The 19309-nt window shown below is 69.6% G+C and carries 18 protein-coding genes; 10 read left to right on the top strand and 8 right to left on the bottom strand.

The features are described from left to right. Positions 1–37 precede the first annotated feature (37 nt). The 3 genes from AQI94_RS41665 to AQI94_RS41655 form a co-directional block, all read right to left on the bottom strand. Positions 38–1969 carry an RICIN domain-containing protein gene (locus tag AQI94_RS41665; protein WP_031050379.1) on the bottom strand — a complete coding sequence of 644 codons (1932 nt, stop codon included), beginning with the start codon at positions 1967–1969 and terminating at the stop codon, positions 38–40. A gap of 267 nt (positions 1970–2236) precedes the next feature. Next, entirely contained in the window at positions 2237–3052 is an 816-nt protein-coding gene (locus AQI94_RS41660; protein WP_037943322.1) for a class I SAM-dependent methyltransferase, read from the bottom strand. Positions 3053–3213: 161 nt separating this feature from the next. Beyond that, positions 3214–4101 carry an SDR family NAD(P)-dependent oxidoreductase gene (locus tag AQI94_RS41655; RefSeq protein WP_031050383.1) on the bottom strand — a complete coding sequence of 296 codons (888 nt, stop codon included), beginning with the start codon at positions 4099–4101 and terminating at the stop codon, positions 3214–3216. A 71-nt stretch (positions 4102–4172) separates the two neighbouring features. Here AQI94_RS41655 and AQI94_RS41650 point away from each other — a divergent pair, with 71 nt between their 5' ends. Next, positions 4173–5114, top strand: a complete 942-nt coding sequence (locus tag AQI94_RS41650) for a LysR family transcriptional regulator (protein ID WP_062230331.1) — start codon at positions 4173–4175, stop codon at positions 5112–5114. A gap of 164 nt (positions 5115–5278) precedes the next feature. On the opposite strand, the gene AQI94_RS41645 is transcribed toward AQI94_RS41650, so the two are convergent. The 3 genes from AQI94_RS41645 to AQI94_RS41635 are packed head-to-tail and all read right to left on the bottom strand — an operon-like array spanning position 5279 to position 8077. Next, a complete protein-coding gene (locus tag AQI94_RS41645; protein ID WP_031055540.1) occupies positions 5279–6301 on the bottom strand; it encodes an SDR family oxidoreductase in 1023 nt (340 codons plus the stop codon). Positions 6302–6311: 10 nt separating this feature from the next. Continuing rightward, positions 6312–7031, bottom strand: coding sequence for a DUF998 domain-containing protein (locus AQI94_RS43755; RefSeq protein ID WP_031055537.1), 720 nt, complete (start codon positions 7029–7031; stop codon positions 6312–6314). Further along, entirely contained in the window at positions 7028–8077 is a 1050-nt protein-coding gene (locus tag AQI94_RS41635; protein WP_031055534.1) for an aldo/keto reductase, read from the bottom strand. Before AQI94_RS41635 ends, AQI94_RS43755 begins: the two co-directional genes overlap by 4 nt. 75 nt (positions 8078–8152) lie before the next feature. Here AQI94_RS41635 and AQI94_RS41630 point away from each other — a divergent pair, with 75 nt between their 5' ends. From AQI94_RS41630 to AQI94_RS41595, 9 genes are all read left to right on the top strand, one after another. Next, a complete protein-coding gene (locus AQI94_RS41630; RefSeq protein ID WP_031055531.1) occupies positions 8153–8689 on the top strand; it encodes a TetR/AcrR family transcriptional regulator in 537 nt (178 codons plus the stop codon). 158 nt (positions 8690–8847) lie between these two features. Continuing rightward, positions 8848–9903 carry a WD40 repeat domain-containing protein gene (locus tag AQI94_RS41625; RefSeq protein ID WP_037944869.1) on the top strand — a complete coding sequence of 352 codons (1056 nt, stop codon included), beginning with the start codon at positions 8848–8850 and terminating at the stop codon, positions 9901–9903. A 120-nt stretch (positions 9904–10023) separates the two neighbouring features. Further along, positions 10024–11085, top strand: coding sequence for a YihY/virulence factor BrkB family protein (locus AQI94_RS41620; protein ID WP_031055526.1), 1062 nt, complete (start codon positions 10024–10026; stop codon positions 11083–11085). 108 nt (positions 11086–11193) lie between these two features. After that, entirely contained in the window at positions 11194–11613 is a 420-nt protein-coding gene (locus AQI94_RS41615) for a phage holin family protein (RefSeq protein ID WP_031055524.1), read from the top strand. Further along, the gene (locus tag AQI94_RS41610) at positions 11610–12086 is read left to right on the top strand and encodes a DUF3618 domain-containing protein (RefSeq protein ID WP_031055522.1); all 477 of its coding nucleotides are present in this window, start codon (positions 11610–11612) and stop codon (positions 12084–12086) included. The genes AQI94_RS41615 and AQI94_RS41610 overlap by 4 nt, the downstream gene beginning before the upstream one ends. Before the next feature lie 46 nt (positions 12087–12132). Further along, positions 12133–12738 carry a dihydrofolate reductase family protein gene (locus AQI94_RS41605; RefSeq protein WP_031055519.1) on the top strand — a complete coding sequence of 202 codons (606 nt, stop codon included), beginning with the start codon at positions 12133–12135 and terminating at the stop codon, positions 12736–12738. A 67-nt stretch (positions 12739–12805) separates the two neighbouring features. Beyond that, complete coding sequence (locus AQI94_RS43750) at positions 12806–12982, top strand: hypothetical protein (protein WP_234438836.1); 177 nt, start codon at positions 12806–12808, stop codon at positions 12980–12982. Between the two features lie 157 nt (positions 12983–13139). Next, positions 13140–15500, top strand: a complete 2361-nt coding sequence (locus AQI94_RS41600) for an alpha-L-fucosidase (protein WP_031055515.1) — start codon at positions 13140–13142, stop codon at positions 15498–15500. Between the two features lie 117 nt (positions 15501–15617). Further along, positions 15618–16826, top strand: coding sequence for a serine hydrolase domain-containing protein (locus AQI94_RS41595; RefSeq protein ID WP_051832671.1), 1209 nt, complete (start codon positions 15618–15620; stop codon positions 16824–16826). 18 nt (positions 16827–16844) lie between these two features. On the opposite strand, the gene AQI94_RS41590 is transcribed toward AQI94_RS41595, so the two are convergent. Then, on the bottom strand, positions 16845–18563 hold the full coding sequence (locus AQI94_RS41590; protein ID WP_031055508.1) for an acyl-CoA dehydrogenase family protein: 1719 nt from the start codon (positions 18561–18563) through the stop codon (positions 16845–16847). Positions 18564–18676: 113 nt separating this feature from the next. After that, a complete protein-coding gene (locus tag AQI94_RS41585; RefSeq protein WP_031055505.1) occupies positions 18677–19243 on the bottom strand; it encodes a PadR family transcriptional regulator in 567 nt (188 codons plus the stop codon). Between the last annotated feature and the right edge of the window lie 66 nt (positions 19244–19309).

Raw genomic sequence — 19309 nt, 5'->3', positions numbered from 1 at the left:
TCCGGCCCCGGCGAGCCACGCGTGTCCGCCGGGCATGTCAGACCGCGATGATCTGCCACTGCTCCTCGGGCGCACGGGTGTAGGTGAACTGATTGATGTTGGCGCCGTCGGCGGTCGAGCCACCCTCGACGTTGAGTGACAGTCCGCTCAGCCGGTTGGTGAGGTAGAAGTAGCCGTCACCGGTCGGCGTGACCGCCCAGTGCTGCTGGGGAACACTGTCGTCTCCCCAGATGGAGACGTTGCCGCCGTCCGCCCGCGAGAGGTCGGCCACCTCCATCAGCTTGCCGCTGTTGACGTTCTTGATCTTGTAGTAGCCGTCGCCGGTGGAGGTGAAGGTCCACTTCTGTGCGGTGTTGTTCAGCCAGGGCCACAGCTGGATGTTCGTCCGGTCGGCGGTGCCGAAGTTGTACACGTCGGCGACCTTGCCGCTCTTGCGGTTGACGATGCGGTAGACCGTGCCGTTGCCCGGGAGGACGGAGGAGACGAGGACGGGCGTGGCCGTGCGGCCGCCGATCCTGACGGCGTTCACGTTGGCGTAGCCGCCGGTCGCGGCGTTCACCTGGATGCGGACGTATCCGGCGTTCCTCGCCGGCCATTCAGCCACCTTGGTGACGCGGTCACCGGCCCAGGTGCCACTGGTGGCCACCGTGAAGTTGGTGCCGTCGGTGCTGGTGGAGATGGTGTACGAGGTGATGTCGCCGTCGGTGGTGTTGCTGCGGTTCCACTGCTTGGGGAGGTACTCCAGGGTGGAGATGTTGCTCCAGACCCCGCCCAGGTCGATGGTGATCGCGTGGGGCAGCGTCGCCTGGCTCCAGGTCGACCAGCAGGTCTCGTAGTCCTTGTCGCTGAGTCCGTCGATGGCCCTCATGGGGCCCTCACCGGTGTGGAAGCCGGTGGCGTAGGCGCTGACAGGGGTCACGGGGTGTTCCGCGCGGGGCATCTGGGCGGGCAGCGGCGGGCGGGAGGTGTTCGGGCTCCAGGCGGCGCCGACCTCCGCGAGCCGGGTGACGATGTTGGTGTCCAGCCTCCCGTCGCGGTTGGGCGGGCAGTTGAGGATGAACGAGGTGTACTTCGGCTCCAGGTCCGCCAGGTGCGACAGGATCGCCGCCTTGCTCATGGGGTCGGTGGTCGGCGTGGTCGGATGCCAGAACCAGCCGTTGCTGACCGTCTGCCCCTGAAGGGCGGCGAAGGTGTTGCCCGCCGGAGCCGTCACGCCCAACGGCTCCTCGAAGTAGATCGCGTCACCGAGGAAGGGCACCGACAGGCCGCCGTGGTCGATCATGACGATGTCCGGCTGGAGCGACTTCACGTGCTCCCGGATGCGCTGGTACGAGATCGCCTGCTGGCCCATCTGCCAGGCGTAGCCGTCGGTGATGAACATGTCGATGGTGCCGTAGTTCGTGAGCAGTTCGGTGATCTGGTTCAGGATGAACGTCAGGTCACCGGGCTGGATCACCTGGTCTGCGGGCACGCCGTGGCGGCTGTCGTAGGCCTGCACGTTGTAGGTGCGGTCCCAGATCGAGTAGTACAGGCCCACTCGCAGTCCCTGGGCGCGGAACGCGTCGACGTACTGCCGCACGACGTCGTGCTTGTACGAGCTGTTGGCCACGTTCTGCGTGCCGTACGCACTGGGCCACAGGGCGAAGCCGTCGTGGTGCTTGGTGGTCAGCACTCCGTAGCTCATCTTCGCCGCCGCGGCCGCGGCCGCCCACTGCGCGCAGTCCACCGCCGTGGGAGCGAATCGCGTCGGACTCTGGTTCGGGGCCGCCCACTCCTCGTTGGTGAAGGTTCCCAGGTTGAAGTGGTTGAACATGCCGAACCGCAGGTTCACCAGGTTTCCGAGATTGGTCTGGGCGTCCGCGGCGGCGGCCTCCGCGAGCAGGGGCGACAACGCGGGCAGCGCGGTCGCGGCCACGGCGGCGCCCGCCGCGCCCAGCAGCGTACGGCGGGACAGTCTTCCTGACGACATGAGCTCACTCCTACGTCCAGGGCGGTTCGCCAGGGAGGCCACGCGCTCCCTGGCGACATGAGGCACACGGGTGGCGCGGTACGCCTGGGGCTGGGGTACCGGATGTTACGCATGAAGGTCCTGCATGTATCCCACGCGTGTCAACAGATGTGCAGGGATGAAAAGCCATACACCGCAGGGCAATTGAAGAGGCTTCTGCACCTTTGTGCCTGTTTATGGACGCCGAGACATGCCATGTCTCGCTGCAGCCGGACAGACCGGAGGGTTCTACCGGCGGATCGCCGAGATCAGTCCGCCGGGCAGTTCCTCGCGCCGCGGCGGGGTGCTGATCGGGCGGCCGTAGGCGGCAGCGCATGCGCGCAGGCTGTGGCTCTGGGCCTCCCAGCCGTGCCCGGCGAGCCAGGCAACCGGGTCCTCGGGCATCTCCGAGAGCCACATGGAGGCCGGCGATCCCGGTACGGCGCCCGCGCCGAAGCGCTCGATCACTCCGCGCGAGCCCAGCGTCAGCCCCATCCGACTGCCTGTCGCCGACTGCGCGCTGATCCTGGAGAGCAATACCTCCACCGCGTCCTCGGGCAGATAGATCAGCAGTCCTTCGGCGATCCACGCGGTCGGCACGGCCGGGTCGTGCCCCGCGGCGGCCAGCGCGCCCGGCCAGTCCTCGCGCAGATCCACCGCGACGGTGATCCGCTCGCAGCGCGCGACCGCCCGCTCCTGGCGCAGCACCGAAGCCTTGAACTCCAGCGGGGCGGCGGTGTCCACCTCGAACAGCCGGGTGCCCTCGGGCCAGTCCATCCGGAACGCCCGGCTGTCCATGCCGGCACCGAGCAGTACGACCTGACGGACCCCGGACGCCGAGGCCTGCCGCAACAGGTAATCCAGGAACTTCGTCCTGATGACGATGGAGAACGCCACCGCTGCCCGGCGGCGTCGCGCGGCCTCGTCGTCGGGCAGCGGCGACGAGGAGGGCCACAGGCCACCGGCGGCGGCGAAGGCCCGTGCCAGTGGGTCACGGAACAGCGCGTTCTCCCGCGCGGTCTCCAGCGCCCGCACTCGGGCCACCCCCACCGCCGTGGCCCACACTCCCGACGGCCGCACCCGCTCCCGCTCATCAGTCACCACGTCAGCCTAGATAGTCGGTTCCAGTGGAACTCACCACCAGGACGAGGGCGTTGCCGTCGGCGGCCAGGGCGGCACGCGCCTCCTTGCCGTGTGCTCCGGTGTGGCGTGACCGCGCCGGGCGTTCAGGGAGTGAGGATCCCGTCCTGCTCCACCGGGGGTGTGCCGTCGTGCCAGTCCAGGGGCTTGCCGAAGCGGATCAACTCGCCGTAGAGGGTGGGATCGGCGCCTTCGGTGAGGACAAGGTCGAGCAGGGCTGCGGCGGCCTGGGCCGGTGACTGTGCCTGGCTGTAGTCGCTGAACCAGGGGCGCGAGGTAGCGGTGTCGACCATGCCGGGGCACACGGAGGCGATCAGTGTGCCGGTGGCGAGGTCGCGTGCGCGGCGTTCGGCGGCGAGGGCTCGGACGGCGGCGACCTGGGCCACCTTCGAGGGCACGTTCAGCCAGACCGGCCAACCCGCCTCCTGTGCGGTCCTGTTGTGGATGGCACCGCGCCAGGACTCGACGGCGTACTCGACCTGATCGAGGGTCGCACCGTCGAACAGGTGGCGCAGCCGCGGATCGAGGTGGCCGAGGGTGCCCAGGCTGCTGGCCACGACGAGCAGTCGGCCTCCCGGACGTAGGACAGGGCCGAAGGAGCGCAGGATCGCGTGCGTGGCGGTGTTGGAGACGTCGATGAACTCGTCCGCCCGCTCGGCCTGTGACTCCTCGGGCCCTACGCGGGCGACCGCGTTGGAGATGACGACGTCGACCCCTCCGTGGCCGGCGTGGAGGTCCTCGGCGAGACGGGTCACGGCGTCGGTGTCGGTGACGTCCAGGACCCGGCCCTCGACACGGGCGCGGGTACCGGGCAGCCGGCCGACCTCGTGGGCGGCGTCGGTCACGCGCCGATGGTTGCGGCCGGTGAGCAGGACCAGGTCGTCCGGGCTCATGCGGGCCGCCAGTCCTTCGACGAGGGCGCGGCCGAGTCCTTGGTTGGCGCCCGTGACGAGGGCGATGCGGGATGCGTTCATGCCTGCCACGCTAGGAACCCCGGTTCCATGAGTCCAACAAAAGTTCGACACGGGTAGTATGCGTAAACGTCATGGACTTCTCGGATGTGTCACTCACCGCGCTGCGCGTCTTCCGCGCCGTCGCCGAACAGGGAACGTTCACCGCGGCCGCCGTGTCGCTGGGCTACACCCAGTCCGCGGTCTCCCGGCAGATCGCCTCGATCGAACGGGCCGCGGGCGCCGAGCTGCTGGAGCGGCGGCGGGACGGCGTACGGCTCACCGCGGCCGGCCGGGTCGTGCTGCGCCGTGCGACGACCGTGGTCGACGAGATCGACGCGGCGACCCGAGAACTGTCCGGCCTGCCCGGCCAGGCGGGCACGGTCCGCCTGGGCTGGTTCCCCAGCGCCGGCGCCGTGCTGGTGCCCCGCGCCCTGGCCGCGCTGCGCCGCACGGACCCGGAGCTGCAGGTCGTCGGCCGCGAGGGCAGCACTCCCGCACTGGTGCGCGCCCTGCGGGCCGGCAGCATCGACCTCGCCCTGCTCGCCTCGGCCCCGCCGTTCCGGCCGCCGGACACCGAGTCGCCCCCGCTCACGCTGCGGACACTCACCGAGCGCGTCCTGTGCCTCGCGGTGCCCGCCGCCCATCCCCTGGCCCGCGGCGACCACGTCGACGTGGCCGACCTGCGCGGGCAGCGGTGGATCGCCGGTTCCTCCTCGGGAGAGGACAAGCTCATGGGCGTTTGGCCGGGCCTGGACGAACGTCCCGAGATCGCCCACACCGCCCGCGACTGGCTCGCCAAGCTCCACCTGGTCGCCGCCGGCTGCGGGCTGACCACCGTGCCCGCCGTGCTCGCCTCCGCCGCGCCACCGGGCGTCCGCGTGCTGCCGGTTCGTGGCGGCCCCCAGGAACAACGGCGTCTCCTCCTGGCCCACCTCCCCCACCCGCTGACCACCCCGAGCGTCCGCGTGGCCGCCGCCCTCCGCGCCACCGCCCTCGACGCCGACACACCCCTTCCCGGCACACCTCCCTCATGACGGCGGAGCGGGCATGTACGGCGGCGCCCCACCCATGCTCGACGTTCGCTTCCCGCGCCATCGGCTCCTGGGACGGCCAGGCGCGTAGGCGGGTCACACACTTCACCGACCGGGATGCCGCGCGGGACGCCGCGTTCGAGCTGCTGCTCCGCCTACGAGCGGGGTCATTTCCCGAAACCGTGGGCCAGAAGGCTCTCCGCGGTGTCCTGGACGGTGTCCTCGATGGGACGCGCCCGCCAACCCAGCAGCCGCTCCGCCTTGGCGCTCGTGGCGTCGAGATCCCGGCCGAGCTGATGCCTCAGCAGTCGCAGTTCCGGGTTCGCGACACCAAGCGCGCGTGCGAGCCACACGGGCAGTTCACGGGTCGGGGCCTTCGCGGCGCGTTCACCCAGCCGGTCACGCAGGATGCGCGCGATCTCGACGACACGCAGGCTGTGCCCGGCGACGGCGAGGAAGCGTTCACCGGCGGCTGCCGGATCGGTCATCGCCCGCAGGTGCAGATCCGCGACGTCCCGGACGTCGACGAAGCCCATGCCGAAGGGAGGGCACGCGGGCACCCGCCCTTCGAGCATTCGGCGCACGAGACGCAGGGACGGCGGGTCGTCGGGGCCGAGCAGTGGCCCGAGAACCCCTACCGGGTGAACCGCCGCCATCTCCAGCGTGCCGCCCTCTTCCTTGATGAACTGCCAGGCGGCGCGCTCGGCGAGCGTCTTGGACCGCTGATAGGGCGGGATGTCGGCGTCGACGTCGGTCCAGTCCTCCTCGGTGAACGGGGTCGAGCGCGCGGGATGCCCGATTCCTACGGCTCCGAAGGCGCTCGTGAGGACGACCCGACGGACACCGGCGTCTCGGGCGGCGCGCAGCACCCGCAGGACGCCCTCCCGTGCCGGGACGACCAACTCGTCGTCGTGGGCCGGGGTGAGGCGCAGCGTCGGCGAGGCGACGTGAAGGACGTGGTCGCAGCCGGCGACGGCGTCGTCCCAGCCGTCGGGGTGTTCGAGGTCGGCGCGTACGACGGTGAGACGGTCGTCGTCGAACGTCGTGGCCGCGTGGAGCCAGGAGCGCAGTTCCGGCTCGCGCCGTGGGTTGCGGACAGTGGTGCGGACGGTGTGCCCGGCGTCGAGCAGGGCCAGCACACACCAGCTCCCGATGAATCCCGTTCCTCCGGTGACCAGTACGCGTGTCATGGGTGTCTCCTCAACTGGCGAGTCGTGTGTCGAGAGGTTTCAGCGGGCTGTTCGCATGACGTCGTCGGGCAGCGGCCACGGTGCTTCCGAGGAGGGCGTGGCCGATCATGATGGGGTAGATCACGGCGCGTTCGAACATGCCCACGTTCCACATCCAGCCGGTGAGCACGTCGGCCATGAAGAGGGGAAAGGCGACCAGTCCCCCGGTGCCGAGCGCGACCATCGCGCGGGACCGGCCCCTGCTGAGACCGATGCGGGCACCGCCGGATCCGACGGCGATCGCCATGAGGTTCCCGGCGAGCATGACGCCCTGCGCGCCGAAGGTGTGAAACGCGATCAGGCCGTTGTCGACGTTCGCGTTGGACCCCTGGAAGATGCCGACGAGCGAGACACCGGTACCCGCGAGGACCGCGAGCGTCACGATGACGGTCGGCCGGACGCCCTGGCGCGGGTCGAACACGAGGAAGGCACCGACGATCAGGAGGACGCCGTAGACGACCCAGCCGGTGTCCATGACGGCGCCGAGCGGGGAATGGGCGACCTGGCCGAACGCGGTCTGCGGCGGGCCGGTCAGGCCGAGGTGGCTGACCCAGTTGTACAGGGGCGAGTACGGCGGGTCCTGCCATGCGGCGGCGGTGACGAACTCGGCGGTCCAGGACACGAGCGGGCCGAGGAGGATGAGAAGGGCCCCTGCGCGCGCGGCCGCACCCGGGCGGACGATGGAGTTCATGCCAGAGCCATGCCGGGGACGCGATGGCGGATGGCCTCCATCTCGGCCTCGTCGGAGACGCCCTGCCAGTCATAGCGAGGGGTGTACGGCGACTCCAGGGCGCGCACCTCGTCGTCGGCGAGCTCGATGTCGAGGGAGGCCACGGCCTCGTCGATCTGCCGGATCGAGCCGGCGCCGACCAGTGGCGCGGTGACGACCGGTTGGCGGCGCAGCCAGGCGAGCGCGATCTGCGCACGGCTGACTCCGTGAGCGTCCGCGACCTGTCCGACGGCGTCGACTATCGCGTGGTTGGACGTCTCCTCGGCGGGCGAGTACAGCAGGTCCGCGTAGGCGCCGTCGGTCTCGGAGCGCGGCGTCGCGCGGGCGTCGTCCCAGCCGCGGGCGAGACGGCCGCGGGCCAGCGGCGACCAGATGATCGTGCCGACGCCCTCGTCCAGGCACAGCGGGATCATCTCCCGCTCCTCCTCACGGGCGAGCAGGTTGTAGTGGTTCTGCAGGGACACGAACCGTGCCCAGCCGTGCTGCTTCTGCAGGTTGAGCGCCTTCGCGAACTCCCAGGCGTGCATGGACGAGGCACCGAGATAGCGGACCTTGCCGGCCTTCACGAGGTCGCTGAGCGCTTCGAGCGTCTCCTCCCACGGGGTGGCGTGGTCGTTGCGGTGGATCTGGTAGAGGTCGATGTAGTCCGTGCCCAGCCGGCGCAGCGAATGGTCGACCTCGGCCATGACCGCCTTGCGCGACAGCCCCCGGCCGTTCGGTCCGAGCCGCATCGGGTGACGGAGCTTGGTGGCGATCACCACGGCGTCGCGGTCGGCGAAGTCCTTGAGCGCGCGGCCGAGGATCTCCTCGCCGGAACCGTTCGAGTACATGTTGGCGGTGTCGAAGAAGTTGATGCCCGCGTCCAGGGCGTGCTTGATCAGCGGGCGCGCCTCCTGCTCACCCTTCGACCAGACGGGGTGGCCCCGGTCGGGCTCGCCGTAGGTCATCGCGCCGATCGCGATCGGGGACACGTCGAGGCCGGTGGTGCCGAGCTTGATGTATTGCATGACGCTCCTTAGAGTATGCGGAGAGCTCTCCACATAACGTAGTGGAGAACTCTCCACTTAGCAAGGTGAGGTCCCGTGGTCCGCTCAGACGCCCGTGAGAACAGAGCGCGCATCCTCGCTGCCGCCCGCGAAGCGCTCACCGCGGACGGCAGCACGTCGATGAACCAGATCGCGCTGCGCGCCGGAGTCGGTGCCGGCACCCTCTACCGCAACTTCCCCACGCGTGAAGCGCTGGTCCTGGCCGTCTACCAGGACGAGGTCACCCGCATCGTCGGCACCGTGCCGGGGCTGCTCGCGAAGATGCCGCCGCTGGAAGCGCTCCGCCACTGGACGACCGACCTCGTCGAGGCCATGCGCAGAAAGCACGGCCTCGGGGACGCCCTCAGCCCCGGCGCCCACCAGGCGATCAGCGAGCAGAGCTACGGCCCCGTCGTCGCCGCCATCACCGAACTCCTCGACGCCGGCAAGAAGGACGGCAGCATCCGCCCGGACGCCGACCCCGGCGACTTCCTCCAGCTCACCGGCGCACTCTGGCGCGCCGCGTCCACCCCACAGGACCGCGCTCCCCACATGCTCGCGCTCATCCTCGACGGACTCGGCACCCACCGGTAGACGCGGCGCCGCGCACCCGGCCGGGAGCGAGGCGGGACCGTCTCAGCATGACAAGCGTTCCGGCGGATTCCTGATCGGGAGGGCCGGGTTGATCACGAGACACCCCAACTCGCCCCCCCGGTAGACTGTTGGCCCGATCCGGGGCGTGGAGGGCAGTAATGACAGGTGGTCATGACGCCGTCCGTACGGTGGAGGTGCCGTCGCGCTTGGGGGCGATCGCCGATCTGACGCCGGTGACCGACGGCGAGCGGCCGGTGTGGCTGACGCTGGGCGAGGACGGGACGATCAGCCGTTGGGACGTGGCAGCCGGTGATCACGAGGCCGTCGGGGCCACAGCCGTACGGGCGGAACCCGGCCACGAACCATGGAACGACCGCGAGCTTCGCAGGCGCCTGCACTCCTCCCCCGACGGCATGTTCGCCGCGGTGGTCAACGACTACGGCCGGTTCGGAGAGGTGATCGACCTGCGGACCGGCGAGCTCACGCTGAACCTGGAGAGCGAGGGCTACCACTCGGAGACCGTGCCGTTCTCGCTGGCGTTCGGACAGCGCCTCGGGCGCTGCGTCGTGATCCACCGCACGGAATGGAACCGGCTGGATGTGTCGGACGCGCAAACCGGAGAGCCACTGACCGCTCGGTCGTCCCCCGCGCCGACCGACGGAGTCGACCTGCCGGAGCACTACCTCGACTACTTCCACGGCGCACTGCTCGTGAGCCCTGACGGCAAGCGGATCCTGGACGACGGCTGGATCTGGCATCCGATCGGCGTCCCCTCGGTGTGGGATCTCGGCCCATGGATCGAGGGCAACGTCCGGGAGTCCGAGGACGGCCCGAGCTGGGTCGAGGTGTGCGGCCGGGCGGACTACTGGGATCACGCCATGACCTGGATCGACTCCGCCCGGGTCGCCATCGGGGGAATCGGCGACCACGACGCCGGCATGCGGCCCGGGGCACGGATCTTCGATACGAGTCGAGCCGGCCGGAGTGGTGCGGCCGTGGAACTCCTTGCCTTCGAGGGCCCGACCGGACCCTTCTTCAGCGACGGCACCCACCTGTTCAGCCGCGGCGACACCGGCCTGTCGATATGGGACCCGGTCAGGGGAAAGCTCCTGGGCGACGTTCCGGGGTTTTCCCCCACCCGCCACCACCTGGGCGCCCGGCAGTTCCTGCAACTCACCGACGGCGTGGTCCGTCTGTGGACGTCCACTTTCTGAGCGGGCGAGACTCAAGCCAGAAACATGCATAGGCATTAATGGAGTAGCGCAAATCCTACTAAGTGCCATTTTTCTAAAAATGCCCGGTATGAGACCCGCAGGTCCGGCAACCCGCACGGCATGGTACGGACACTGAAACGGCATGGAAGGCACGGCGGGCACAGCGTGGCCGACCGCGAGGTCGAGGCTGGTCGGGGGACGGGTGCCGGACCGGATGAGCAAGTGGAGCGGCAGTCACCGGACACCCCGACCGACCTGCCCAAAAGCTCCTGGGGGACCATACTGAAAGGCACTCTGAAGGAGTTCAAGAGAGACGAACTGACCGACCGCGCCGCAGCGCTGACCTACTACGCGATCCTGGCACTGTTCCCGGCCCTTCTGGCACTGATCTCGCTGCTCGGGATCGCCGGCCATGCGGCGACGCAGAAGGTACTGGACAACATCCAGAAACTCGCCCCGGGCGCGGCGCGCGACGTCCTCACCAGCGCCGTGCAGCAGATGCAGGGCAACGCCGGAATCGGCTCGGTCATGGCGATCGTGGGCCTGGTCCTCGCGGTGTGGTCGGCCTCCGGCTACGTCGCCGCGTTCATCCGCAGCGCCAACGCGGTCTACGACGTCCCCGAGGGCCGCCCGGCATGGAAGGTGCTGCCGGTCCGGTTCGGTGTGACGGTGGTGCTGATGGTCCTGGCCGTGATCAGCGCGCTGATCGTCGTCTTCACCGGCAGCCTGGCACGGCAGGCCGGCACCACGCTGGGAGTCGGGGACACGTTCCTGACCGTGTGGTCGATCGCGAAGTGGCCCGTGCTCGTGCTCCTGGTGACCGTCATGATCGCGATCCTGTACTGGGCGGCGCCGAACGCGAAGATCCGAGGCTTCCGCTGGATCACACCGGGCAGCCTGCTGGCTCTGACGATCTGGATGATCGCCTCCGCCGCCTTCGCGCTCTACGTGGCGAACTTCGCCTCGTACAACAAGACCTACGGCACGTTCGCCGGCGTGATCATCTTCCTGGTGTGGCTGTGGATCACGAACCTGGCGATCCTGCTCGGCCTGGAGTTCGACGCCGAGATGAACCGCGAGCGGGCCGTCGCGGGCGGCCATCCAGCCGGACAGGAGCCCTATGTCCAGCCGCGCGACACCCGCAAGTGGGACGAGGAGGACCGCCGCCGCCTTGAGTCGTGAGCGGTCGAGGTCATGGCCACGACCCGGTAGGGGCACCGTCGACGCCTCCCCATCGACCTCGGACAGCACAGAACCCGACGGACGCCGACGAAGGACAGGTGAAACCCCATGACCGCAGAAGGCTCCCCCCGCACCGGCAGCGCAGCGCAGGAGCCGGTCGGTGAATTGGTCCAGCGCGCCTCCCAGCAGTTGTCGCAGCTGGTCCGCGAGGAAATGCGCCTGGCGCAGGCGGAGATGACCCAGAAGGGCAAGCGATTCGGCAAGGGCGGCGGACTGTTCGGCGGCGCCGGCCTGATCGGTGTCCTCACCCTCCAGGCACTGGTGGCCACCGCGATCGCCGCGCTCGCGCTCGTCCTGGACGTGTGGGCGGCGGCTCTGATCGTCACCGGCGTCCTGGCCGCCGTCACCGCGCTGATGTCGGTTCTGGGCAAGCGGCAGATCAGCAAGGCCTCTCCGCCTGCACCGGAACAGACCATGGACAGCGTCAAGGCCGATATGGCCGAGATCAGGGAGAAGGCACAGCGATGACCCCGGACAAGCCACACAGCGGCGATGAGAAAGCACCCTCCCCGGAGGAACTGCGTGAACAGGTGGAGTCGACCCGTCAGGAGCTCGGCACGACCGTCGAGGCGCTCGCGGCCAGGACCGACGTGAAGAGCCGGGCCCACGAGAAGACGACCGCGGTCAGGCACCAGGTCGCGCACCGGACGACACAGGTCAGGTCCCAGCTGCGCGACAGGGCGACACACGCCGCGCACGTGGTGCAGGACAAGACCCAGGAGCCGGTACGGGCGAAGGCCGCCGCCGCTTCCGAGCAGGTCCGCGAGAAAGCGGCGCATGCCGGTCAGCTGGCCCGGGAGCGGGCACCTGAGCCGGTGCGAGCGAAGGCCGGCCAGGGTGTGCGGGCGGCACGGGACAACCGCACCCCGCTGCTCGTCGCGGCCGGCGTACTGATCGCGGTGCTGTCCGTCCGCCGCTTCAGGAAACACCCCCACCGATGAGTTTTCGGCGGTCGTGTCGTCTACCCCCCGACGAAGGGAGCGCACCATGCGCAAGATCATTGTCTGTACGTTCCTGACACTGGACGGGGTCATGCAGGCGCCGGGCGGGCCGGACGAGGACGCCGAGAGCGGCTTCGAGCACGGCGGATGGCAGAAGCCGGTGACCGACGACGAGGTCGGCGCGGCCATCGCCGGCTGGTACGAGCCCGCCGACGCGATGCTGCTCGGCCGCAAGACGTACGAGATCTTCGCGTCGTACTGGCCGACCGCCGATCCCGACAACCCGTTCACCGGCCGAATGAACAGCATGCACAAGTACGTGGCGTCCCGGACCCTCACGTCCGTCGAGTGGCAGAACTCCACGCTGCTGGAGGGGGACGTCGTCGACGCCGTCCGCGCGCTGAAGGCGTCCGACGGTGGCGACATCAACGTCGTCGGCAGCGGCGACCTCGCCCAGACCCTCATGAAGCACAGCCTTGTCGACGAATACCGGCTGACCATCCATCCGGTGATCATCGGTACCGGCAAGCGGCTGTTCGCCGACGGAGCCATCCCCACCGCGCTGGAACCGGTCAGCGTCTCGACGACGAAGAACGGCACCGTCGTCGGCGTCTACCGGCCGAGCGGCGAGCCTGGCTACGACAGCTACTAGCAGCTGTTCCAACCGCTTCGGCCTCTGGGCATGAGTCACCACACCCGCACCCCTGCAGTACGTCTCCGTGATCGCCGCACCCGTGGCGGTGGCCGTGCTGTGGGGGGCGTTCGCGACGCCCGACGATGCGTCACGGTCCGGGAAGACCGTGATCGCGACTCCTGGCCTCCTGCTGCTCGGCGCGGCGCTGGTCGTGTACCACCTGCTGTCCTGGGACCGGGTTCTGTGGCTGCTCAGGCATTGAGGCCCTCCCGGCCCCACCAGGTCAGCCGTACGACCCGCGCGCGGAATGCGACACCCAACCCCTCCGATCTCTGATTCAACTCCCTTGCGCGCCCACCCCATTGACACCTCTTCACGGCTCCTCAATCATCAAGACATCCGATGATTGAGGAGCCGTCATGAGTACGTATCCAAGACGTCAGGTCCTCGGCGTCACCGCGGGTGTCACTGCCTCGGCCGCCCTTTCCCTCATCCCGGCGACCGACGCCCAGGCGGCTCAGGAAGGCGAGCGGCACACGGAAACCTGGGCGGTCGTGCCCCCTCCGGTTCCCGTTCCGCTCGACAGCCTCTACGACAACGACGGGATCGACACCGCCTCCGCGCGAGGCGGCGACTTCGACGGCTCCGGCTACACGTTCCCCGGCGAGGAGCTCCCGGCCGGCCGGGTGGAGGTGGACGGCGTCCCGTTCGTCTTCCCGTCCTCGGCGGCGGGCGCGGGCACGGGCGCCAAGAACAACGTCGTCGCGCTCGGACAGCGCGTCGACCTGCCCAAGGGCCGCTACATGGCGGCCTACTTCCTCACCTCGGGGAGTTACGGCAACGCCTCGGGCAGGGCGAGCGTGCACTACGCGGACGGCTCGACCTCGACGGCCGGCCTCACCGGAGCCGACTGGTACGCGGCGGGCGGTTCGCTGTCGACGCCGTATCGCTACGGTCCCGACGGCGCGAAGGACGAACACAGCGTCGGCATCGGCACCTCGGAGGTGTGGGTCGACCCCCAGCGCGAGGCGATCGCCATCACCTTGCCGGTCACCGCCGCGCCCGAACCCAACCAGACCTCGCTGCACGTGTTCGCGCTCTCCCTCCAGCCGGTCGCCCGGGGACGCGCCCTGGTCCTGCGCGACGTGCGTTCCACGCACTCCCTCCTGCCGTCCACCGGCGCCCAGAGCGTCGAGGCCACCGTCGTCAACGCGGGCACCGCCGCCGTGCTGGCCGGGGACCACGTGGCGGTGCACGTGGACGTGCCGGGTGCCCGGACCGTGGAGCCCGCCGCCGTCCGCCGCCTCGACCCCGGCGAGCAGGCACGCGTGCGCGTCGGCATCCGCAACCGTGCGGGGACGGCACCGGGCACGTCCCAGGACGGCGTGGTGACGGTCACCGGCCGTGGCACCACCGCGGCCACGCGGCGCAGCCGGCTGTCCCTCGGCGTCGCCGACTACCAGCCGACCGAGGCCTCCCTCTCCGGTCATCAGGCGCCGTACTGGTTCCACCGCGCCAAGTTCGGCATCTTCATCCACTGGGGCGTGTACTCGGTGCCCGCCTGGGCTCCCGTCGGCACGCAGTACGCCGAGTGGTACTGGGACCAGATGCAGGACCCGAACAACCCCACGTACGCCCACCACCGGGACACCTACGGCGAGGACTTCGCCTACGACGACTTCATCCCGCGCTTCACGGCGGAGAAGTTCGACCCGCGATCCTGGGTCGAACTGTTCCGGGACGCCGGTGCCCAGTACCACGTACTGACCTCGAAGCACCACGAGGGATTCGCCCTCTGGGACACCAAGGTCTCCGACCGCAACGCCGTGCGGATGGGCCCGAAGCGGGACCTGGTCAAGGAGCTCTTCGAGGCCTCCCGGCGCTACACGCCCGAGCTCCACCGCGGCCTCTACTTCTCGATGCCCGAGTGGTTCAACCCGGACCAGCCCTGGATGGGGCACGCCCCGCGCAACCCGTACACCCTCGATCCCGTGCCCTACACCGGATACCGCGCGGGCAAGGACTTCGTGAGGGACTATCAGGCACCGCAGATGCTGGAGCTGATCCACGGGTACGACCCGGAGCTCATCTGGTGCGACATCGGCGGCGCCAACGACAGCGTGCACGTGCTCGCCGAGTACTTCAACCACGCCAAGAACCGGGCCCGTCCCATCGACGTCACGGTCAACAACCGCTCGGGCATCTCCTTCCACGACTTCACGACGCCCGAGTACACGACGTACGACAACACGGTGATCGCCAAGTGGGAGTCCAGCCGCGGCCTGGACCCCTTCAGCTACGGCTACAACCAGGCCACCCCCGACGGGTCCTACATGACGACGGAACAGGTCGTGCACAGCCTGGTGGACATCGTCTCCAAGAACGGCAACTTCCTGCTCGACATCGGCCCCCGCGCCGACGGCACCATCCCGGAGATCATGCAGACGCGGCTGCGGGAGACGGGTCGGTGGCTGCGGACGAACGGCGAAGCCGTCTACGACACGACGTACTGGTCGAAGACGGCGGAACTGGGGGCGGACCTCCGCTTCACCGTCCGTCCGAACCGGGCCTTCTACATCCACTCCCTGGCCGAGCCGGGCGCACGGCTCACCATCGAGGCGCCGGTACCGATCCGCAGCGGGGACACGGTGACGATGCTGGGCCACGACCGGCCACTGACCTGGACCGTCAGCAAGGGAGCACTGGTGATCGACGTCCCCGCGGCAGCGCGCAAGGCGGGCCGGCACGTGTGGGTCTTCAAGGTGCGGTGGAGTTCCTGACCGACGGCACCCCGAGCCCGACACGCAACGCGTCCGGGACGGGTCAGGGTGCGATGGGGGATCAGGTGGGGGCGGACCCCGATGCTCACGGGAGTGCCCGCTGACAGGGTGGCTGGCATGACCTCCACACGCATGTCCCGCAGGTCTTTCGTGAGCGTCGCCGCGTCGGGTACGGCGGCGCTGGCCGCCACCGCGGTCCTGCCGGTGCAGCGGGCGGCCGCACTGTCCGCGCCGCTCCCGCCGCTGGACCCCGCCGCTCTGCGGGCGGCCGTCGACGATCTGCGGCACCCGCCGTCGACCGCGGCCCAGCTGCGCGTCGGCGGCACGTCCGGCTCCTGGCGAGGCACCTCGGGGGTGGCCGACATCAGAACACGGCGTCCGGTCACGACGGACGACAGGGTCCGGATCGGCAGCGTCACCAAGGTCTTCGTCGCCACGGTCGTGCTTCAGCTGGTGGCGGAGGGGCGGATCCGCCTGGACGAGCCGGTCCGGCGGGTCCTGCCGGGGCTGCTGCCGGACCGGTTCGCGGCTGTCACCCTGGCACACCTGCTCAACCACACCAGCGGACTGCCCGACCACGTCGGCATCCCCGACCCACGCACCGCGGAGGAGGTGTTCCGTCACCGCTTCGACCACTGGACGCCTCGGGAGTGGGTGGCGACGGCGACCCACGGACCATTGAAGTTCGCCCCCGGCACCCGGCAGGAGTACCGAGGCATCAACTACGCACTGGCCGCACTGATCATCGAAAAGGTGACCGGCCGCTCGTACGGGGAGGCCGTCGCGGCCCGGATCCTGCGCCCGCTGGGCCTGGCGCGCACCGTCGTGCCGGGCGACGACCCGCGTCTCCACGGCCGACATGTGCACGGCTACCTGACGATGGCCGACGGCAGCCTGCGGGACATCACCACGTACGACCAGTCGTCCAGCACGGGCGAGGGCGACATCATCTCCACCACGAGCGACCTGGAGCACCTGCTTGTCGCGCTGTTCTCGGGCGAGTTGCTCCCGCCCGAGTTGCTCCGGCTGATGTTCACCCTGCCGCCCGACGACGTGCGGATGCTGGACGGCACGCCGGCCCGCTACAGCACCGGACTGCAGCAGGCCACCGTCAACGGCGTCACCTTCTGGGGCAAGACCGGGGAGACGTACGGCTACAAGAACGCCGCGTTCTCCACTCGTGACCAGCAGCGCCGCTTCGTGCTCGCGTACCACCCGACGACCGCCCGCGACGGCGCCGAGAGCCAGCTGATCGCTCGGGTCGCCGACCTGCTCACCCGCGACCCGAGCCTCGGCATCTCCCCTCCCCTGCCTGCGCGCCTGTGACGTGCCGGCCGGAAGGCGTCACGGCGCCATCTCGTACGCCCCGGACAGTGCCTCCACCCGCTGCCAGACGCGGCCCGACCGCGCTTCGTCGACGACGGGACGCCGCACGGCACCGAGGGCCCAGCGCTGCTGATCCACGGTGGCGGAGTCCTTGCCGTGCAGTTCGACGGCGAAGGCGGAGAAGTCGCGGACCAGGACGGAGAACAGCTCGTCGAGCACATCCTCGTCGAGATCCGTCAGACGGGCCTGCTCCAGGATCAGCTGCGCGTGCACCACCAGCGCGAACAACTGGCCGACGGCGAGGAGGAGATCGAGGTCGCGGCTCTGCTCCTCGTCGGGCGCGGCGGTCGCGACGAACTCGCACAGGGCGTCGGCCTGCTCCCGGAAGCGGGCGACGTTCGGTGTCCCGGCGTACGCGTCGTAGGCGGGGCGCCAGTCGTGGAAGCGCACGGAGCCGAGGCCGCGGGCCGGTCCCTGCTCGAACAGGAACGTGTCGTCGGCCGCGTCCAGGCGGGTGGGCACGGCCGCGAACTCGGCCGGGTGCAGGAGGTGGTTGCGCATGAACTTGAGGATCAGCGCGAGGTTGACGTGCACCGTGCCCTCAAGCTTGGGCAGCCCCCGGATCTCGACGGCGGCCTGCGCGAAGTAGGTGTCCTTCTCGAAGCCCTTGGCGGCGATCACGTCCCACATCAGGTCGATGACCTTCTCGCCCTCCGTGGTCACCTTCATCTTCGTCATCGGATTGAACAGCAGGTATCGGCGGTCCTCCGGGGAGGCGGAGCGGAAGTAGTCGACGGCGCGGTCGCTGAACAGCTTCATCCCCACGAGGCGGACGTACGCGTCGGTCAGCTCCCGGCGCACGTGCGGGAAGGCGGTGACGGGGCGGCCGTACAGGATGCGCTGGTGCGCGTGGGTCACCGCCTCGTACATCGCGTGCTCGCAGATGCCGATGGAGGCGGTGCAGAGGTTGAACTTGCCGACGTTGACGGTGTTGAGGGCGGCGTCGAAGGCGGCGCGGCCGGTGTGCAGGACGTCGTCCGGGCCCACCGGGTAGTTCTCCAGACGGAACTCGCTGACGTACTTCGAGGAGTCGACGACATTCTTCACGAGGTGATACGCCGGGTGACGGCTGTCGGCGGCGAAGAAGACGTAGCCGTCCGGGCCCTCGACGTCGGTGCGGCGGCCGAAGACGGAGACGAGCCCGGCCGCGTTGCCGTTGCCGATGTAGTACTTGGAACCCGTCGCCCGGAAGCCGCCGCCTGCGTCCGGTGTCAGCAGCATGTCGGTGGAGTAGATGTCGGCGCCGTGGGACTTCTCGGAGAGGCCGAAGGCGAACACCTCGCCCTGGGACAGGAGTTCCGCCGCACGGGCGCGCGCGGCGGCGTTCTCGCTCTGCCAGACCGGCCCGAGGCCGAGGATGGTCACCTGCCATGCGTACCAGTAGTCGAGACCGTAGAAGCCGAAGATCTCGTTGAGGGCCGCGATCCGGGCCGTGTCCCACCGCCGGTCCTCCGGTCCCCCGGCGGACGCCGGGGTGAGGAAGGTGGCGAACAGCCCTTCCTTCGCGGTGAACGCGAGGAAGTCTGCCAGCCAGGCGCGGGAGCGGTAGTCCTCGATGAGCCTGCGCTTGCCACGGTCCTCGAACCAGTCGACGGTGGCACGCAGCAGCCTGCGGGTCTCGGGGTCGAAGTGCGCGGGGTCGTACGTGCGCGGGTTGAAGAGGAGGGAGTCGGCCATGACGATCCGCCTTCCGGAAGTCGAGGGTTGAGGGGGGTGAGGGTTGAGGGGGTGAGGGTGGATGGTGCGGAGCTGAACGGCGTGGAGCGCGGGCGGTGGCGGCCGGCGGCGGTTCAGGCGTGCGGCTCTGCCGTGCCCAGCCGCCGGAGGGTGTCGAGCACGTCGTCGAGCCAGGCGATCGTCATCCGCTCGTACGCGATGCCGCCACGCAGCACGACATGCTGCAGTTCCTGAGCGGCGTCGAGCGAGGGGGGAGCCGCCGGTCCGGTGAAGTCGCGCTGCTCGCCCGCCAGATAGTGCGCGAGCCGTTCGCTGTGCACCTGACGGTGCCGTTCGACCTCACGGACCAGCACGGACGGGTCGTCGAAGGCCGCGCCCCGGATCTTGACGGCGAGGTCGTGCCGCATGCTCTCGGGCTGGATCGACTCGTGCAGCCACCGGGACAGGGCGGCACGGCCAGGGCCTACGACGGAGTACTCCTTCTTGTCCGGTCGGCTCTGCTGCGGCAGCTCACGGACGGCGAGCAGGCCGTCGCTCTCCATGCGTCGGAGAACGCGGTAGATCTGCTGGTGTGTGGCGGTCCAGAAGTATCCGATGGACCGTTCGAACCGCCGGGCCAGTTCATAACCGGAGCCCGGCTTCTCCAGCAGGGAGACGAGGATCGCGTGCTCGAGGGCCATGCCGCGATCTTTCTATGCAACTCGTTGCATAGCCAAGGGGCGCTGCCCAGGTGAGACGGGGCTCAC

It is taken from the genome of Streptomyces pseudovenezuelae (assembly GCF_001513955.1).
In the GTDB taxonomy this organism is placed as follows: Bacteria; Actinomycetota; Actinomycetes; order Streptomycetales; family Streptomycetaceae; genus Streptomyces; species Streptomyces pseudovenezuelae.
Note: the sequence above shows the minus strand (reverse complement) of the source record. Positions and strands in the feature narration are given on the sequence as shown.

Excerpts from the sequence above, each read along its gene's own strand:
- AQI94_RS41665 (WP_031050379.1), bottom strand. The coding sequence starts at position 1,969 with ATGTCGTCAGGAAGACTGTCCCGCCGTACGCTGCTGGGCGCGGCGGGC.
- AQI94_RS41645 (WP_031055540.1), bottom strand. The coding sequence starts at position 6,301 with ATGACACGCGTACTGGTCACCGGAGGAACGGGATTCATCGGGAGCTGG.
- AQI94_RS41595 (WP_051832671.1), top strand. The coding sequence starts at position 15,618 with ATGACCTCCACACGCATGTCCCGCAGGTCTTTCGTGAGCGTCGCCGCG.
- AQI94_RS41605 (WP_031055519.1), top strand. The coding sequence starts at position 12,133 with ATGCGCAAGATCATTGTCTGTACGTTCCTGACACTGGACGGGGTCATG.
- AQI94_RS41610 (WP_031055522.1), top strand. The coding sequence starts at position 11,610 with ATGACCCCGGACAAGCCACACAGCGGCGATGAGAAAGCACCCTCCCCG.
- AQI94_RS41615 (WP_031055524.1), top strand. The coding sequence starts at position 11,194 with ATGACCGCAGAAGGCTCCCCCCGCACCGGCAGCGCAGCGCAGGAGCCG.
- AQI94_RS41635 (WP_031055534.1), bottom strand. The coding sequence starts at position 8,077 with ATGCAATACATCAAGCTCGGCACCACCGGCCTCGACGTGTCCCCGATC.
- AQI94_RS41625 (WP_037944869.1), top strand. The coding sequence starts at position 8,848 with ATGACAGGTGGTCATGACGCCGTCCGTACGGTGGAGGTGCCGTCGCGC.
- AQI94_RS41585 (WP_031055505.1), bottom strand. The coding sequence starts at position 19,243 with ATGGCCCTCGAGCACGCGATCCTCGTCTCCCTGCTGGAGAAGCCGGGC.
- AQI94_RS41655 (WP_031050383.1), bottom strand. The coding sequence starts at position 4,101 with ATGAACGCATCCCGCATCGCCCTCGTCACGGGCGCCAACCAAGGACTC.
- AQI94_RS41650 (WP_062230331.1), top strand. The coding sequence starts at position 4,173 with ATGGACTTCTCGGATGTGTCACTCACCGCGCTGCGCGTCTTCCGCGCC.
- AQI94_RS41600 (WP_031055515.1), top strand. The coding sequence starts at position 13,140 with ATGAGTACGTATCCAAGACGTCAGGTCCTCGGCGTCACCGCGGGTGTC.
- AQI94_RS41620 (WP_031055526.1), top strand. The coding sequence starts at position 10,024 with ATGGTACGGACACTGAAACGGCATGGAAGGCACGGCGGGCACAGCGTG.
- AQI94_RS41590 (WP_031055508.1), bottom strand. The coding sequence starts at position 18,563 with ATGGCCGACTCCCTCCTCTTCAACCCGCGCACGTACGACCCCGCGCAC.
- AQI94_RS43755 (WP_031055537.1), bottom strand. The coding sequence starts at position 7,031 with ATGAACTCCATCGTCCGCCCGGGTGCGGCCGCGCGCGCAGGGGCCCTT.